We start from the raw sequence: 16,914 nt of genomic DNA, 5'->3' as shown, positions 1-16,914 counted from the left end.
AGCGGGTCCGGCGCGCGTCTGTCCGGCTGTCCCGCAGGGGTCCTGGACACGCTCCCCCCGCCACCCGAGGGCCTGCACAGGTCACGGCCGGCGGGGCCGGGCCTCCTCCGTGTGATGGCGGTCCGGCCGGCCGGGGGCGGTCCCGCCCTGCCGTTCCAGTGGACGTGCCCCTGACATACTGGCGCGATGCCATCGTTGGATGCGACCCCTGAACCGATATCGGCCGATCCGCCGCATGCGGCACGCCGCGTGCTGCTCACCCAGTCCTGGCTCGATCTGGCCTTCATCCACTGGGCCGCCGACCCCGCGGTCGTCGCGCCGCTGCTGCCCCCCGGTACGCGGCCGGACACGCTGGACGGCCTCACCTACGTCGGGCTCGTCGCCTTCCGGATGCACCGCGTGGGATGGCTGGGCCTTCCCGGCATCCCCTATCTCGGATCCTTCCCGGAGACCAACGTCCGCCTGTACTCGGTGGACTCCCACGGCCGACGCGGCGTGGTCTTCCGCTCGCTGGACGCATCCCGCCTGATCCCCGTGGCCGTCGCCCGGGCAGCGTTCCGCCTTCCCTACGTCTGGTCCAAGATGGACGTGCGCACGGAAGGGGACACGGTCGCCTACACCAGCCACCGGCGCTGGCCCGGCCCGCGGGGCGCGCACAGCCGGATCGCCGTACGGGTCGGAGAGCTGGTCGATGAGCCCTCCGCGCTCGAACACTTTCTGACCGCCCGCTGGGGCATGCACAACATGTTCTTCGGGCGTTCGATGTACCTCCCGAACACCCACCCCCGCTGGCCCCTTCACCGTGCCGAACTCCTGCACTGCGACGAGGACCTCATCACCTCGGCAGGCTTGCCCGCACCGGCCGAGGAGCCCATGAGCGTGCTGTACTCCCCGGGAGTCCCGGTCCGGTTCGGGAGCCCGCCCCGCATACCAGGGGGCATCCCCACGCCGTGAGCCGGCTGCCCGGCCCGCCTGGGGGCCACCTCGCCGGCGAAGCCCGGCCCGTCATCCGTCGAAGCGGTGGCGGGATGCCTCGATGTGACGGAAGTACCGGTGGGTCCAGTCACACATTGCCCCGACGGTCGCCCGGAGAGCCCGGCCCGGCTCTGTGAGGGTGTACTCGACCCGCGGCGGCACGGTGGGGTGCACGGTCCGCTCGACCAGACCGTTGCGCTCCAGCATGCGCAGATTCTGGGTGAGCATCTTGTGGCTGATGCCCTCGATCTCTCCGCGCACCTCACTGAAGCGCAAGGTGCGCTCACCGAGGGACTCAATGATCAGAAACGCCCACTTGTTGGCGATGTCCGAGAAGATCTCCCGCGCCAGGGAGTCCGCGCGGGTCAGGTCCGCTTCGTCGGCCGGGTTCTTGAGCTGCTTGGTCACCATGAGGTTCCCCAGTCACCAAAAAGTGCGTTCTTCCATGTCAGCGGCCAGTCTCCTACGGTTCCTCAGTAACCACAAGAGACCAAGAGCGTCTTGGTCCGGTGAAACCGAGCCCACGGGCTTTCATGGCGAGGAGTCAGCATGGCCGTCACCCTGGTGAACCCCGAAGGACTGCCGAAAGTCGACCTCTACCGGCAGGTGTCGATCGCATCCGGAACGAGACTGGTCTTCATCGCAGGACAGGTCGCCTGTGACGCCGACGGGGTGACGATCGGCGAAGGGGATCTCGCCGCTCAGGTCGAGCAGTGCTATCTCAACGTCGGCACGGCACTGGCAGAAGCCGGAGCCTCCTTCGACGACGTGGTGAAGCTGACGGTGTACCTCGTCGACTGGACCCCCGACAAGATGCCCCTGCTCCTGGACGGAGCCGCCAGAGCGGCCGCGAAGCTGAAGACCACCTCGGCCCCGCCGCTCACGGGGGTGGGCGTCGCCGCCCTGGCAGGACCCGACCTCCTGGTCGAGGTCGAAGCCACCGCGATCGTCAGCTGAACAGGCACTCCTGTCACGCCCCGCAGCACGGAACCCAGGAACCCGATATGCGTCGGCCGTTCGGTGACCCCACCGAACGGCCGATGACGCTCACACGAGGGTCGGAGACCTGACGTCTCGTACGGAAGCCCAGGGCGCGCAAGGTCACGGGGCACCGGTCTCCTCGGCCACCCAGGACAGGTACGCCGCCGAGCCGCCGGTGACCGGAAGCGTGATCCACTCCGGTACGTCGTAGGTGTGCCCCCGGGCCACCCACGCTTCGAGCTCCGGGAGCCGGCCCGTGGTCGTCTTGTACGAGATCCGCCACTCCCGGGCCGTTTCGACGTCGCCGCTCCACCGGTAGACCGCGGTCAACGGCGGGTCGACGTGGGCGCAGGCCGCCAGCCGGTACTCGACGGCACCGCGCGCCAGCGCGTTCGCCCGGTCCTCGTCGTCGATGGTCGTCTGCGCGATCACGATCTCGCTCACCACGCCACTGCCTCTCCTGGTCGGTGCCCGCAACCGGTCGGTGTGTTCCGACCCTATCCAGCCGGTGACGGGCTCTCGCGAGGGAACGCGCAGTCCCGCCGTCGAGGCGACCGGGCGGGCCGGGAACCGCTGCCTGCCCGGTCGGCCGCTGGTCAGCCCGCGGGGGAGTGGGTGGCGGCCCAGCGGTCGGAGAGTTTCGGGATGCGGTGCTCCAGCATCTTCGACGGCAGTTCGGACCGGCTGGCCACGTTGAGCTTGCGGTAGACACGGGTGAGGTGCTGCTCCACCGTGCTGATCGTGACGTGCAGGCGGCCGCTTATCTCACGGTTGGTGTACCCGAGCGCGGCCAGCCCAGCGACCCGGCACTCCGCGTCGCTGAGCAGGGCGGGGCCGCCCTTCGCCCCGGACGCCTCGGACTGCGTGGCGGGGTCCTCCAGCAGATGCGCGTCGACCGGGGACTCCACGCTGCACGCCTTCGCCTCCCTGGCCGCCTGGCGGGCGACCAGCCGGGCGCGGGCGTACTCGCCCAACTCGTAGTGGGCCGCGGACAGATCGGCGTACGCCTGGGCGAGCGTGTGCTGGTCGCCGCACGCCTTCAGCAGGTCGATCGTCTCGCGCAGCAGCGTGGCCCGGCGGTGCGGCTTGCTGGTGGCCGCCAGCATGCGCAGGCCCATCGCCCGGGCCCGGGAACTGTGTCCGCCGGGCAGCCGCAATTGCTCCTCGGCCCACTTCCGGGCCGTCCCGGGCCTGCCGATCCGCAGGTTGGCCAGGGCAAGATCGGACCGCCACGGAATGCCCTTCTGCAGGCTCGAATTCCCCTGCCGCATCAGCCGGCTGCACGTCTCGAAGTCGTTCAGGGCGGCGAAGGGCCGGTCGGTGGCGAGGTAGTGGTGGCCCCGGGCCCGCAGGTACTGGATGCCGAAGACGGTGCGGAACATCGGTTCGGGAACGTCCCGCGCGAGCAGTTCCTCGGCATCGTCGTAGGCGCCCATCGCGGTGTGCGCGAAGATCGCAGTGGACAGCGGAAGACCGGCGAGCACTCCCCAGCTCTGCTCGTGCAGACTGTCCAGCGCCCGGCGCGCCCCCTGGGCCGCGGTCGTCATGTCCCCCCGCAGCAGGGCGATCTCCGCCCGGACGCTTCCCAGCAGCGCCTGCCAGGTGGTGGCCCGGCGCTCCGCGGCGCACTCCAGCAACGTGCCGCACGCGTCGGCGGCGAGCGCGGGCCGGTCGGCATGGGCGATCGCCAGAAGCGCCATCGCCACCAACTCCAAGTTGAGATGGTCGAGTTGGTGTCCCTGGAGGGCCTGGGCCACCGCCGCGGCGCAATCGTCCGTGGCGACCCCGCCGACCAGCATGGCCACCTGGGCGGTCAGTCCGCCGTTCCGGCAGGTGGGAACGTGCCTGCGCGGGTCGAGTCCGGTCGCCTGGGCGCTCCTGGTGGGCAGCGCGATCCCGTAGAACCACTGCCGTACGAACTCGACCTCGGCCAGGATCTGGGCATCCTCCGGGGACTGCCCGGACACGAGCGTGGCCACGGCCTCGGCGGCCAGTTCGGTGTCGCCCTGCCACAGCATGTGCCGCAGCACTCCGGCGGTGTCGCGCGTGCTGAGGGCGCCCTCCAGCGCGGCCCGGCGCAACGGTTCCAGATGAGTGCCCGCCGCGGCGGGATTGGTGCGCCACTCCGCCCGTGCGAGGGCGGCCGACAGGGCGTTGCGCTCCCGCTCGTCGGAGCAGTCGCGCAGCACCAGCCGCAGATATCCGCCGCACGACTCCACGTCGTCCGCCGCCAGGGCCTGATCGGCGGCGGCGCGCAGGACACTCGCGCCCCAGGGGCTCGGGACCCGGTCGGCGGCGCGCAGATGACGGGCCACCTCCCGGGCGGGCGCGCCGCTGCGGTACAGCAGTCCGGCGATCCGGCCGTGCAGTTCGCCGCGATCGGCGGGGGCCATGTCGTCGAGCACGGCGGTGGCCGCGGTCGGATGGCGCAGGACATGACCGTCCAGCAGCCCCACGGAGTCGAGGGCCTCGATGGCCTCCTCGGCACCGGCCGGCGGGGTGTCGGCGAGTTCGGCGACGACGGCGAGGGAGGCCGGTGCGAACGGCGCGGTGCCAAAAGCCGGTGCGGAGGCGGAAGCAAAAGCGGAGGTTGCGGAAGCCGGTGCGGAGCGCGCGGTGACGGAGACCGGGGCGGACAGCGCGGCGAGCGTCCGGATCACCCGTACGTGGCGTGGCTCGCCGCGGTGCACCAGGGACAGCACCGCTTGGCGGTAGGAGGTGCCGGCGACAGGTCGGTCCATCTCGCGGCCGAAGCGGGCGCTGTCGTCCAGCAGGGCGTGCACCAGCAGGGGGTTTCCGGCGGTCGCCCGGTGAAAGGCCCGGACCACCCCGGCCGACCGGGGGGAACCGGTCTGAGCGGCGATCAGTTCGCCGACGGCCCGCTCCGACAGGGGGCCGAGACGGGCCCGTCGGTGCGGCTGACGGATCAGTTCGGTGTACGCGGCCGAGCGTGCGGCGTCGGGCTGGCCGGACGTGGTGCACACCACCAGGATCCGGCGGAAACGGCTCCGGTGCAGCAGATGGACGACGGCGCGCAGCGAGGCCCGGTCCATGAGGTGGGCGTCGTCCACGGCGACCACCAGGGGGCGTTCGCCGTCGGCGAGCCGCAGCAGTGTCTCGGTCGTTCCCGGTTCCGGTTCTCCGGGTGCCGTTCCGTCCCGGTGCTCCTCGGACGGAGTGAATGCCCCCCGGGGTACCTCCGTCGGCGGTACGGTGACCGAAGGCGCGGTCTCCACCCCGTCGTTGCCCAGCAATTTCCGCAACAGGCTCATCGGCTGGTTTTGTTCGGTCGGGCATGCCGTGCCCTGGAGTATGCGGGCTCCTAATCGGTCCGGGGTGTCGAGGAATTCATGCAGGAGCTGAGTCTTTCCAGCGCCCGGACCGCCCACGATGATCACCAGTTGACCGTTTCCGCTCACGCTCTCGGTAAACGCCTCGTTAAGTATGTGTAAATCATTGGAGCGGTCGAAAAGACGCATGGTATTCCCCCCTGTGTCCAACTACGCCTGCGGGGTCGCTCGTGCCGGGACAACGGTGGTACGCCGGAACCGGGCCCGGCTCCGCTTCCTCGCTCGTCCCGTGGTGCGAAGGCTGCCGCCACCGTGGCAGCCCTTTGTGCTCCGGTCTGTTCGACGGTTCCGGGTTCGGGGCCGTCGGGGCTGTTTCAAGACGTTTTTGGCGTGAATCGATCCGGCTCGACAGGGCATTGCGAGCCGGATCGGAAAGGCTTCCTGGTCATGGAATGCAGAGACGCTATAGATCGGTGTCAACGTTGTCAACCACGCCTCTTCCGGCTTCATTTCTCTCATAGTGCCTGCTCGAAGCAGGTTTTGCTTGGTCGATGAATTTACGGGAAGGTGAAGAATGGAAACGGTGCGCGACGCGCGTGAACCACGTCACGTCCGGGCGCCTCCGCCCCGGTTCCGGTACATCCGACCGCCCGGCCCCGTGCCGCCGCCCGCGCCGTTCCGTCCCGGCCCCGTACGCCTCTCGGCCCGTTCCGTCCCGGTCCCGCCTCTGCCCCGCCTCCATCGCTCCCCGTACCGGCCCCGGACGGCCCCGCTCCCCGTACCGGCTCCGGACGGCCCCGCCTCCGCCCCGCCCCGTACCGGCCCCGGGGGCCCTGGGGGCCGTAGGGGTATCAGGCGCCATCGCGCCCTGCCTAGCCTCCGACAACGGAGAGAGAAGCGGACCGGGAGCCCGCCCCGGGACAGTCCGCAGGACCGAGGCCCACTTTCGATCTCGATCGGACGGCGCGCTGGTGAACAACGAAGAGCAACTGCTCGACTATCTCAGGCGGACGACCGCGGACCTGCGGGAGGCGCGGCGCCGGCTGCGCGAGAACGAGCAACGCGCCCGCGGTCCCGTCGCCGTCGTCGGCATCGGCTGCCGCTACCCGGGCGGTGTCACCTCGCCCGAGGACCTGTGGAACCTGGTGGCGACGGGCACCGACGCCGTGTCGGACTTCCCCGTCGACCGGGGCTGGGACATGGACGCCCTGTACGACCCCGAGCCGGGCCGGCCCGGCAGGACCTACGCCCGTACCGGCGGATTCCTGCACGACGCCGCCGACTTCGACTACGACTTCTTCGGCATCGGCCCCCGCGAGGCCCTCGCCATGGACCCGCAGCAGCGACTGCTGCTGGAGACCTCCTGGGAGGCGTTCGAACGGGCAGGCATCGTCCCGGCCTCACTGCGCGGCAGCCGTACCGGCGTGTTCGTCGGCGTGATGTACAACGACTACGCCACCCGCCTCACCACCGTCCCCGAGGACCTCGACGGCTACCTCGCCAACGGCAGCGCGGCGAGCATCGCCTCCGGGCGCGTGGCCTACGCCTTCGGCCTGGAAGGCCCGGCCGTCACCGTCGACACCGCCTGCTCCTCCTCCCTGGTCGCCCTGCACTGGGCGGTGCGCGCGCTCCAGTCGGGTGAATGCTCGCTCGCCCTGGCCGGCGGGGTCACCGTGATGTCCACACCGGAGACGTTCGTCGACTTCAGCCGTCAGCGCGGCCTCGCTCCAGACGGCCGCTGCAAGGCGTTCTCCGCCTCCGCGGACGGCACCGGCTGGGGGGAAGGCGTCGGCATGCTGGTCGTGGAACGCCTGGCCGACGCCCGGCGCAACGGTCACCCGGTGCTCGCCGTCGTGCGGGGCAGCGCCGTCAACTCCGACGGCGCCAGCAGCCGGCTGACCGCGCCCAACGGCCCCTCGCAGCAACGGGTCATCCGGCAGGCGCTGGCCGCCGCCGGGGTCACCGCCGACGGCGTGGACGTGGTCGAGGCGCACGGCACCGGAACCTCCCTCGGCGACCCGATCGAGGCGCAGGCACTGCTGGCCACCTACGGCCGCGAACACCCGGCAGACCGCCCGCTGTTGCTCGGTTCCGTGAAGTCCAACCTCGGGCACACCCAGGCCGCCGCGGGCGCGGCGGGCGTCATCAAGATGGTGATGGCCATGCGCCACGGCGAGGTGCCGCCCACTCTCCACGCCGACGCCCCCACGGACCGGGTCGACTGGGACGCGGGAGCCGTCGAACTGGCCCGGGGACGCGGTCCCTGGCCCGACACCGGCCGTCCGCGCCGCGCCGCCGTCTCCTCCTTCGGCATCAGCGGCACCAACGCGCACATCGTGCTGGAACAGGCCCCCGACGAATCGGCCCCTGCGGAACCGGCCGCCGTTGAACAGGGTCCCGCCGAACGGATCCTCGCCGATACGGAATCGGTGTCCGCCGACGGTGTGGATCCGGCCCCGGCGCAGGGCGCCCCCGTGCCCGTGTCCGCGGCTGAGCCCGCGCCCGGTCCCGCACTCGCGCCCGGTCCCGTGCCCTGGGTCGTCACGGGGCGCAGCCCCGAGGCCCTGGCCGCCCAGATCGACCGGCTGCGCGACCACCTCGCCCGGCACGGCGACGCCACCCCGGCGGACATCGGGCTGTCCCTGGCCACCACCCGCACCCGATTCCGGTACCGCGCCGTCGCGGTCGGCCGCGACACCGGCGAACTGCTGGCCGCGCTGGCCGCCGCGACCCCCCTCACCCCGGTCGGCGGCGGAACGGCGTTCCTGTTCACCGGCCAGGGTTCCCAGCGCGTCGGCATGGGCCGCGCCCTGCATCGCGCCCACCCGGTCTACGCCGAGGCGTTCGACGCGGTGTGCGCGCTCGCCGACCCCCACCTGGAACGTCCGCTCGGCGAGCTGATCGACGGCGATGCCGAGCTGCTGACCCGTACCGACCATGCGCAGATCGCCATCTTCGCCACCGAGGTGGCCCTCTACCGCCTGCTGGAGTCCTGGGGGCTGACCCCGGGTCACCTGGCCGGTCACTCCGTCGGTGAGCTGGCCGCCGCCCATGTCGCCGACGTGCTGTCCCTGCCGGACGCCGTGGACCTCGTCCTCGCCCGTGGCCGCCTGATGGCGGCACTGCCCCCGGGCGGTGCCATGGCCGCGCTGCGGGCGACCGAGGACGAGGTCGCTCCGTACCTGGACGGGCGGGTCGGTCTCGCCGCCGTCAACGGTCCCCGGTCGGTGGTGATCTCGGGAGAGGAGGAAGCCGTCGACGCGCTCGCCGCCCGCTTCGCGCACGGCAAGCGGCTGAAGGTGTCCCACGCCTTCCACTCGCCGCTGATGGAGCCGATGCTGGCCGGCTTCGCCGAGGCCGCGGCCCGGTGCGCGTACCGCGCGCCGCGCATTCCCATCGTCTCCGCCCTCACCGGCGCCCCCGCCGACCCCGGCCATCTGGCCACGCCCGACTACTGGGTGGAGCACGTACGCCGTCCGGTCCGGTTCGCCGACGCCCTCGCCACCCTGCACGACCTCGGTGTACGGGCCTTCCTCGAAGTCGGTCCGGACGCGGCGCTCACCGCCCTGGCCGGGGACTGCCTTCCCGAGGACAGCGTGTGCGTCCCCACCCTGCGTCGCGACGGCGACGAGCCCTACGACCTCGTCACCGGCGTGGCCCGGCTGAACGCCCTCGGCGCCACTGGTTCCTCCGGGACCGCCAAGTCCCCCGGAGCTTCGAGGACTTCCCGTTCGTCCGGGTCCTCCGGCCCGTCCGGCGCCCGCGTCCCCCTCGGCTCCCTCGTCGACTGGCAGGCCTTCTACGCCCCTCACCGGGCCCGGCACATCGATCTGCCCACCTACGCCTTCCAGCGGACCCGCCTGTGGCTGGAGGCCGCGGCCGACGGCAGCGGTGACGCCGACGGCCTCGGACAGAGCGCCACCGGCCACCCGCTGCTGACCGCCGCCACCGAACTGCCCGACACGCAAGGGGCGCTCCTCACCGGACGGCTGTCCCTGTCCTCGCACCCCTGGCTCGGCGACCACTCCGTCCACGGCACCGTCCTGCTGCCCGGCACCGCCTTCGTCGACATGGCCCTGCGGGCCGCGGAGTTCACCGGCTGCGGCACGGTCGCGGAGCTCACCCTTCACGCGCCGCTGACCCTGCCCGAGCAGGGGGCCGTGGCCGTACAGGTCGTTGTCGACGGCGCACGCGACGGACACCGGGAACTGACCGTCTGGTCCCGTCGCACCGACACCCCCGACGCCCCGTGGACGCGCAACGCGGGCGGTGTCCTGGCCAACGCGGCGACCGACGAGGCGCCACCGACCGCCTCGTCCGCCCCGGCCGCCTCGTCGTCCGCCCCCGCCGTCTGGCCGCCCGCCGACGCCGAACCCGTCGACCTGGACGGGCTCTACCCCGAACTGGCCCGCAGCGGCTACGGATACGGCGAGGTCTTCCAGGGTCTGCGTGCCATGTGGCGCAGGGGCGACGAACTGTACGCCGAGGCCGCCCTGCCCGACGGGGCGCGTACCACCGCGGGCGCCTTCGGCGTCCACCCGGCGCTCCTGGACGCGGCCCTGCACGTCAACCTGCTGGACCTGCCCGGCGGACAGGCCGTGCTGCCGTTCGCCTGGAGCGGCATCACCCTGCACCGAGCGGGCGCCGACCGCCTGCGCCTGCGCCTGTCCCCGGCCGGTGCGGACTCCGTACGTCTCGACCTCACCGACGGCCACGGCGCGCCCGTCGCCACCGTTCGCGGCCTGGTGGCCCGGCCCGTCACCGCCGACCAGCTCGCCGGGGACGCCGACGACCCGCTGTACCGGGTCGAGTTCGTCCTCGCGCCCGGGGCCGGGTCCGCAGCGAACCCGCCCCGGCCGGACCTCGCCGTGTGCGGCGTCGACCTCGGGCTCGACGCCCCACGCCACCCCGACCTGGCCGCACTCGCGGACGCGTACACGTGCGACGACGGGGACACGATGCCCGGCACCGTCGTGCTCGCCGTACCGCCCGCCCCCGACCCCGGTACCGGCGGCGATCTGCCCTCGCGGGTACGGGATCTGGTCGGCGCCACCCTGGACACCCTGCGCGACTGGCTCGCCGACGAGCGTTTCACCGGCCGCAGGCTCGCCGTGCTGCTGCGCGGCGACCACCTCGCGCACGCCCCGCTGTTCGGCCTGGTACGCGCCGCCGCCGCGGAGAACCCCGGCCGCTTCCTGCTGGTCGGCATCCACGGCGGCGACGAGGCCCACGGCGGCGACGAAGCCCATCGCACCGATGACATCCATGGCACCGAGGGCGCCGCGTCCGGCGTCGCCCTCACCACCGCGCTCGCCGCCGCCCTCGCCTCGGACGAGCCGGAGATCGCCGTACGCGACGGCGAGGTGCGAGTGCCGCGCCTGGCCCGCGCCAAACCCGGCGTCCCGCCCGCCTGGGACCCGGACGGCACCGTCCTCGTCACCGGCGGCACCGGCGGCCTGGGTGCTCTGATCGCCCGTCACCTGGTCACCGAGCACGGTGTGCGCCGTCTGCTGCTGGCCGGAAGACGCGGCGCGGACGCGCCCGGCGCCACCGCGCTGCGCGACGAACTCGCCGCGCTCGGGGCCGAGGCCGTCCTCGCCCGCTGCGACGTCGCCGATCGCGACGCCCTCGCCGCGCTGCTCGGCCGGCACCCGGTGCGGGCCGTGGTGCACGCCGCGGGAGTCGTCGACAACGGCGTCCTGACCGGCCTCGACGCGGGCCGGGTGGAGCGGGTGCTGCGCCCCAAGGTGGACGCCGCCTGGCATCTGCACGAACTGACCGCGGACCTCGACCTGTCGGCGTTCGTACTGCTGTCCTCCACCGCCGGTCTGCTCGTCGGCGGCGGCCAGGCCAACTATGCCGCCGCCAACACCTTCCTCGACGGTCTCGCCGCCCACCGCCGCGCCCTCGGCCTGCCCGCCGTCTCCCTGGCCTACGGACTGTGGGCCCCGGGCGACGGCACGAGCGACGGGACGAGCGGTGGCACGGGTGGCAGCACGGGCAGAGGCATGAGCGCCGGAATCGACGCGGCCGATCTGGAACGCCTGCGCCGCCTCGGCCTGCCGCCGCTGACGACCGCCCAGGGGCTGCGCGCGTTCGACGCCGGACCCGGCGGCGAGGAGGCCGTCGTGGTCCCCGTCCGCCTGGACGCCGCCGCCGTACGGGCCCGCCCGGACGGGGTGCCCGCCCTGCTGCGCGGACTCGTCCGTCCCACGCCCGGCCGACGCTCCGCGCCCGCCACCGACGAGGCCGCCCCGGCCGCCGCGAAGACGGACTGGCGCGAACGGCTCGCGGGACTGCCCGATGCCGAACGCGACCGTGCCCTGGTCGAGTTGGTCCGCACCCATGTCGCCGCGGTACTCGGCCACCCCTCCCCGGAGGCCGTCGACCCCGGGCGCGCCTTCCAGGAGATGGGCTTCGACTCGCTGGCCGCCGTCGAACTGCGCAATCTCCTTTCGCGCGCCACCGGCCTCACCCTCCCGGCAACGCTGGTTTTCGACCAGCCCTCGCCCCGCACGCTCGCCGCCCACCTCAAGACCGAACTCGTCCCCGGACCGGCCGACCTCGCCCGGTCCGCCCTGGCCGACCTGGACCGGCTGGAGGCGGCGCTGCTCGCCCTGCCCGACCGCGACGGCAGCCACACCCGTGTCACCGCGCGCCTCGAAGCGCTGCTGCGCGGCTGGTACGACGCCCGTGACACCCACGGCCGCGACTTCGCGCCCGTACCGCCGGGGGACCTCGGCGAAGTCAGCGACGACGAACTCTTCGCCAGGATCGACAACGAACTGGGAGCCCTGTGATGGAAGCCCCGGCCACGGCCGACAAGCTCCGCGACTACCTGAAGCGGGCCACGACGGAGCTGGAGCGCAGCCGCCGCCGCGTACGGGAGCTGGAGGAACAGGACCACGAGCCCGTCGCCGTCATCGGCATGGGCTGCCGCTACCCCGGCGGGATCCGCACCCCCGAGGACCTGTGGCGGATCGTCGACGAGGGCCGCGACGTCGTCTCCGACTTCCCCACCGACCGGGGCTGGGACGTCGACGCGATCTACGATCCCGAACCCGGCTCCCCGGGCCGGACCTACGTACGCCACGGCGGCTTCCTGTACGACGCGGCCGAGTGCGACCCCGCCTTCTTCGGCATCAGCCCCAAGGACGCGCCCGGCACCGACCCGCAGCAACGGCTGCTGCTGGAGGTCAGCTGGGAGGCCTTCGAACGGGCCGGCATCGACCCCACGGCCATGAAGGGCACCCCGACCGGTGTCTTCGTCGGCCTGATGCACCACGACTACCTCGGCGGCACCATCTCCGGCAGCATCGTCTCCGGGCGCATCGCCTACACCCTCGGACTGGAGGGCCCGGCGATCACCATGGACACCGCCTGCTCCTCCTCCCTGGTCGCGCTGCACTCCGCGATCCAGTCGCTGCGCAAGGGGGAGTGCTCCCTCGCGCTCGCGGGCGGCGCCGCCGTCATGGCCAGCCCCGAGATGTTCATCGAGTTCAGCGAGCGCCGGGCGCTGTCGCCCGACGGCCGCTGCCGCTCCTTCTCCGACGACGCGGCCGGTGCCGCCTGGGCCGAGGGCGCGGGCATGCTGCTGGTCGAGCGACTCTCCGACGCCCGCCGCAACGGCCACCGGGTGCTCGCCGTCGTCCGCGGCTCCGCCGTCAACCAGGACGGCGCGTCCAACGGCCTGACCGCGCCCAGCGGACCGGCCCAGATCCGCGTCATCCGGCAGGCGCTCGCCGACGCCCAACTGGCCCCGCACCACGTCGACGCGGTCGAGGCGCACGGCACCGGCACCACCCTCGGCGACCCCATCGAGGCCCAGGCCGTCATCGCCGCGTACGGGCAGGACCGGCCCGAGGGCCGACCGCTGTGGCTGGGCTCCATCAAGTCCAACATGGGCCACGCCCAGGCCGCCGCCGGGGTCGGCGCCGTCATCAAGATGGTCATGGCGATGCGCCACGGCACCCTGCCCCGCACCCTGCACGTCGGCACCCCCACCACCGCCGTCGACTGGACCGCGGGCGACGTCGAACTCCTCACCGAGCCCCGCCCCTGGGACGGCGACGGCAGACCACGCCGCGCCGGGATCTCCTCGTTCGGCATCTCCGGCACCAACGCGCACACCATCCTGGAGGAGGCCCCGCCCACCGGCCCCGTCGACGCCGACGCGGTCCGCGCCGCGCTGCCCGTCGTGCCGTGGCTGCTCTCCGGCAAGGGCGCCGACACCGTGCGGCGCCAGGCGGAGCGGCTGCTGGCCGCCGCCGACGGTCTCGACCCGTACGACGTCGGGTACACCCTCGCCACCGCCCGCAGCACCTTCGGCCACCGCGCCGCCGTCACCGGACGGAACCGGGACGAACTGCTGGACGCCCTGCGCGGGATCGCCGACGGCACCCATGCGCCCGTCGTCGCCCCCGAACCCGGGCGCCTGGCCGTGCTGTTCACCGGGCAGGGCTCGCAGCGCCCCGGCATGGGCCGCACCCTGTACACCGCGTTCCCGGTGTTCGCCGCCGCCCTCGACGAGATCTGCGCCGCCTTCGACGCGCACCTGGAACGGCCACTGCGCGACGTCATGTTCGACATCCCGGGCGAGGACGGCGCCGAAGTCGACACCGCCGGAGCGGACACCGACCGCGAGAACGCCGACCGCGCCGAGGCGCCGCTGCACCGCACCGTCCACGCCCAGGCGGCGCTGTTCGCCTTCGAGACAGCCCTGTACCGGCTGCTGGAGCACTGGGGCGTCCGCCCCGACCTGCTCGCCGGGCACTCCATCGGCGAGGTCGTCGCCGCCCATGTCGCCGGGGTGCTGGACCTGGCGGACGCGGTCGCGCTGGTCGCCGCCCGGGGCCGGCTCATGCAGGGCCTGCCGGCGGGTGGCGCCATGGTGTCCCTGCTGGCCGCCGAGGACGAGGTCACCGCGCTCCTCACCGACGGCGTCGACATCGCCGCCGTCAACGGCGCCCGCTCGGTGGTCGTCTCCGGCGACGAGGAGGCCGTCCTCGCCGTCGCCGCGAAGGCCGAGAAGAGCACCCGGCTGAAGGTGTCGCACGCCTTCCACTCGCACCGCATGGAGCCGATGCTCGAACCCTTCCGCGAGGTGCTGGCCGGGCTCACCTTCCACGAACCCACGCTGCCCGTCGTCTCCAACGTCACCGGCCGCGTCGCCGACGACCTGACCTCCGCCGACTACTGGGTGCGGCACGTGCGCGAGGCGGTCCGCTTCCACGACGGGATCACCACACTCGTCGCCGAAGGCGCCACCCGCTTCCTGGAGATCGGCCCGGACACGGTCCTCAGCACCATGGCGCGGGACGTGGTCCCCGAGGCCATCGGCACCCAGCGGCGCGACCGGCCCGAGGACGCCGCCCTCACCGACGCCCTGTGCCGGCTCCACCTGACCGGCACCGCCCCGGACTGGCGGGCCGTGTTCAGCGGCGGACGCACCGTCGACCTGCCCACCTATCCGTTCCGCCGGGACCGGCACTGGGAGGACGCCCCCATCCTCCAGGCCGAGCGCTCCGCCGCCGCCCGCGCGGGCGGCGACGCCGACGATCCGTTCTGGGAGCTGGTGCGCGACCGGGACGTCCCCGCCGTCGCCGCCACCCTCGGTCTCGACGACGAGACGGCGGTCGCCTCCGTCGTGCCCGCCCTCGCCGCCTGGCACGGCCGACGACAGGCCCACGCCGCCGCCGACGCGCTGCGCCACCGCGTCACCTGGGAACCGCTCGCCCCCGCCGCCACCCCGGCGCGCGGCGGAACCTGGCTGGCCGTCGTCCCCGAATCCGCCGCCGACGACCCCTGGACCCTTACCGTCCTCGACGCGCTGACCGGCGTCGACGCACACACCGGCCGGGGACGGCACGTCGACACCCTCGCCGTGCCGGACGACGCCGACCGCGTCGCGCTGACGGCCGTACTCGCCGACCGGACCGCCGTCGACGGGGTGCTGTTCCTGCCGGGCCCGGCGACGCCGACGGCCACCGCCGCCGCCCTTCTCCAGGCCCTCGGGGACGCCGGTGCCGACGCGCCGTTGTGGTGCGTCACCCGGGACGCCGTCGGCCACGGGCCGGGCGACGCCGTCACCGGCTTCGCCCAGGCCGGGCTGTGGGGCCTGGGCCGGGTCGCCGCCCTGGAACACCCCGACCGGTGGGGCGGACTGATCGACCTGCCCGCCGAGATCGGCCCGCGCACCGCCGCCCGGCTGGCCGCGCTGCTCGGCGACTCCGGTGACGAGGATCAGATCGTGATCCGCGAGACCGGCGCCCACGGACGGCGGCTGGAGCCCGCACCGGCTCGCGCCGGTACCCCCTGGCGGCCGTCCGGCACCGTGCTGGTCACCGGAGCCACCGGGGCGCTCGGCACCGCCGTCGCCCGCCTGCTCGCCGCCGAGGGCGCCGACCACCTGCTCCTCGTCTCCCGCCGGGGGTCCGACGCCCCCGGCGCCGCCGAACTGGCCCGGGAACTCATGGCCGCCGGAACGGCGGTCACCCTGGCCGCCCGGGACATCGCCGACCGCTCCGCACTGGCCGAACTCCTCGACTCCGTACCGCGGGAGCACCCCCTCACAGCCGTCGTGCACCTGGCCGGGGTCCTCGACGACGGCGTACTGGACGGGCTGACCCCCGACCGGTTCGCCCGGGTCCTCGCCCCGAAGGCGGACGCCGCCCGCCACCTGCACGAACTGACCGCGGACCGGGACCTGTCGGCGTTCGTGCTCTTCTCCTCCCTCACCGCCACCGTCGGCGGCGCGGGCCAGGCCAACTACGCCGCCGCCAACGCCTTCCTGGACGCCCTGGCCGAACACCGGCACGCGCTCGGGCTGCCCGCCACGTCCGTGGCCTGGGGGCCGTGGGGCGGCGACGGCATGGCGGCGCACGGCACGGTCCGCTCCGCCACCCGGGCCATGGGCATCTCCCCCCTCGCCCCGGACGTCGCCCTCACAGCGCTGCGACGGGCCCTGGACGGCGGCGACACCACCGTCACCGTCGCGGACGTCGACTGGTCGGTGTTCGCCCCCGCCTTCACCGCGAGCCGCCCTGCCCCGCTGCTGGACACGCTGCCCGGGGCACGGCGCGCCACCGGCGGCCCGGACGGCGCGAACCAGGCCGACGGCCTCGCGGCGAAACTCGCCGGACTCACCGGTGGGGAACGCGAACGCGCCCTCCAGGACCTGGTGTGCGGCCAGGCCGCCGCCGTACTCGGCTACGCCGACGCCACCGCCGTCGAACCGGCCACCGCCTTCCGCGACCTCGGCTTCGACTCGCTCACCTCCGTCGACCTGCGCAACCGGATCAGCGCCGCCGCCGGGGTGCCGCTGCCCGCCACCCTCGTCTTCGACTACGCCACCCCCGCCGCCCTCGTGAAACACCTGGGCAGCGAACTGGCCGGAGCGGACACCTCCGTGGACACCGTGGTCGACGAGTTCGAACGGGTCGCCGCCCGGCTCGGCGGTCTCACCGCCGAGGACATCGAACGGAGCCGGGTCACCGTGCGTCTCCAGGCCCTGCTCAACGACCTGAACAAGACCCTCGGTCAGGACGACGCGGCCGTCGTCACCGGCAGGCTCGAAGAGGCCTCCGCCGACGACGTCTTCGCCTTCATCGACAACGAACTCGGTCCGGCATGACCCGGCGGCCCCACGACACCCCGGCCCACCCGCGGC

General features: G+C 73.6%; 7 protein-coding genes. 4 read left to right on the top strand and 3 right to left on the bottom strand.

Going from position 1 to position 16,914, the window contains the following annotated elements:
- Positions 1–186: 186 nt before the first annotated feature.
- Positions 187–954 (top strand): YqjF family protein, encoded by a 768-nt coding sequence (locus tag AMK22_RS23585; protein ID WP_073788041.1) that lies wholly within the window; start codon positions 187–189, stop codon positions 952–954.
- Positions 955–1,005: 51 nt separating this feature from the next.
- Here AMK22_RS23585 and AMK22_RS23580 read toward each other — a convergent pair whose 3' ends face one another.
- Entirely contained in the window at positions 1,006–1,386 is a 381-nt protein-coding gene (locus AMK22_RS23580) for a winged helix-turn-helix transcriptional regulator (RefSeq protein WP_073788039.1), read from the bottom strand.
- A 138-nt stretch (positions 1,387–1,524) separates the two neighbouring features.
- Here AMK22_RS23580 and AMK22_RS23575 point away from each other — a divergent pair, with 138 nt between their 5' ends.
- Positions 1,525–1,932: a RidA family protein gene (locus AMK22_RS23575; protein WP_073788037.1), complete on the top strand. Its 408-nt coding sequence runs from the start codon at positions 1,525–1,527 to the stop codon at positions 1,930–1,932.
- Between the two features lie 144 nt (positions 1,933–2,076).
- Here the strand turns inward: AMK22_RS23575 and cutA are convergent, their stop codons facing one another.
- A complete protein-coding gene (gene cutA / locus AMK22_RS23570; protein ID WP_107430621.1) occupies positions 2,077–2,403 on the bottom strand; it encodes a divalent-cation tolerance protein CutA in 327 nt (108 codons plus the stop codon).
- 149 nt (positions 2,404–2,552) lie between these two features.
- Positions 2,553–5,435 carry a helix-turn-helix transcriptional regulator gene (locus AMK22_RS23565; RefSeq protein WP_073788035.1) on the bottom strand — a complete coding sequence of 961 codons (2,883 nt, stop codon included), beginning with the start codon at positions 5,433–5,435 and terminating at the stop codon, positions 2,553–2,555.
- A 782-nt stretch (positions 5,436–6,217) separates the two neighbouring features.
- On the opposite strand from AMK22_RS23565, the gene AMK22_RS23560 reads away from it, so the two are divergent.
- Entirely contained in the window at positions 6,218–12,046 is a 5,829-nt protein-coding gene (locus AMK22_RS23560; RefSeq protein WP_073788033.1) for a type I polyketide synthase, read from the top strand.
- The gene (locus AMK22_RS23555; RefSeq protein ID WP_073788031.1) at positions 12,046–16,878 is read left to right on the top strand and encodes a type I polyketide synthase; all 4,833 of its coding nucleotides are present in this window, start codon (positions 12,046–12,048) and stop codon (positions 16,876–16,878) included. Before AMK22_RS23560 ends, AMK22_RS23555 begins: the two co-directional genes overlap by 1 nt.
- Positions 16,879–16,914 lie beyond the last annotated feature (36 nt).

The organism is Streptomyces sp. CB01580 (genome assembly GCF_001905795.1).
In the GTDB taxonomy this organism is placed as follows: domain Bacteria; phylum Actinomycetota; class Actinomycetes; order Streptomycetales; family Streptomycetaceae; genus Streptomyces.
The sequence above is the reverse complement of the archived record's forward strand: the minus strand, read 5'-3'. Positions and strand labels throughout refer to the sequence as shown.

What these genes read in the sequence shown, in the direction of transcription:
- AMK22_RS23575 (WP_073788037.1), top strand. Translation starts at nt 1,525, where the DNA reads ATGGCCGTCACCCTGGTGAACCCCGAAGGACTGCCGAAAGTCGACCTC.
- AMK22_RS23555 (WP_073788031.1), top strand. Translation starts at nt 12,046, where the DNA reads ATGGAAGCCCCGGCCACGGCCGACAAGCTCCGCGACTACCTGAAGCGG.
- AMK22_RS23585 (WP_073788041.1), top strand. Translation starts at nt 187, where the DNA reads ATGCCATCGTTGGATGCGACCCCTGAACCGATATCGGCCGATCCGCCG.
- AMK22_RS23565 (WP_073788035.1), bottom strand. Translation starts at nt 5,435, where the DNA reads ATGCGTCTTTTCGACCGCTCCAATGATTTACACATACTTAACGAGGCG.
- AMK22_RS23580 (WP_073788039.1), bottom strand. Translation starts at nt 1,386, where the DNA reads ATGGTGACCAAGCAGCTCAAGAACCCGGCCGACGAAGCGGACCTGACC.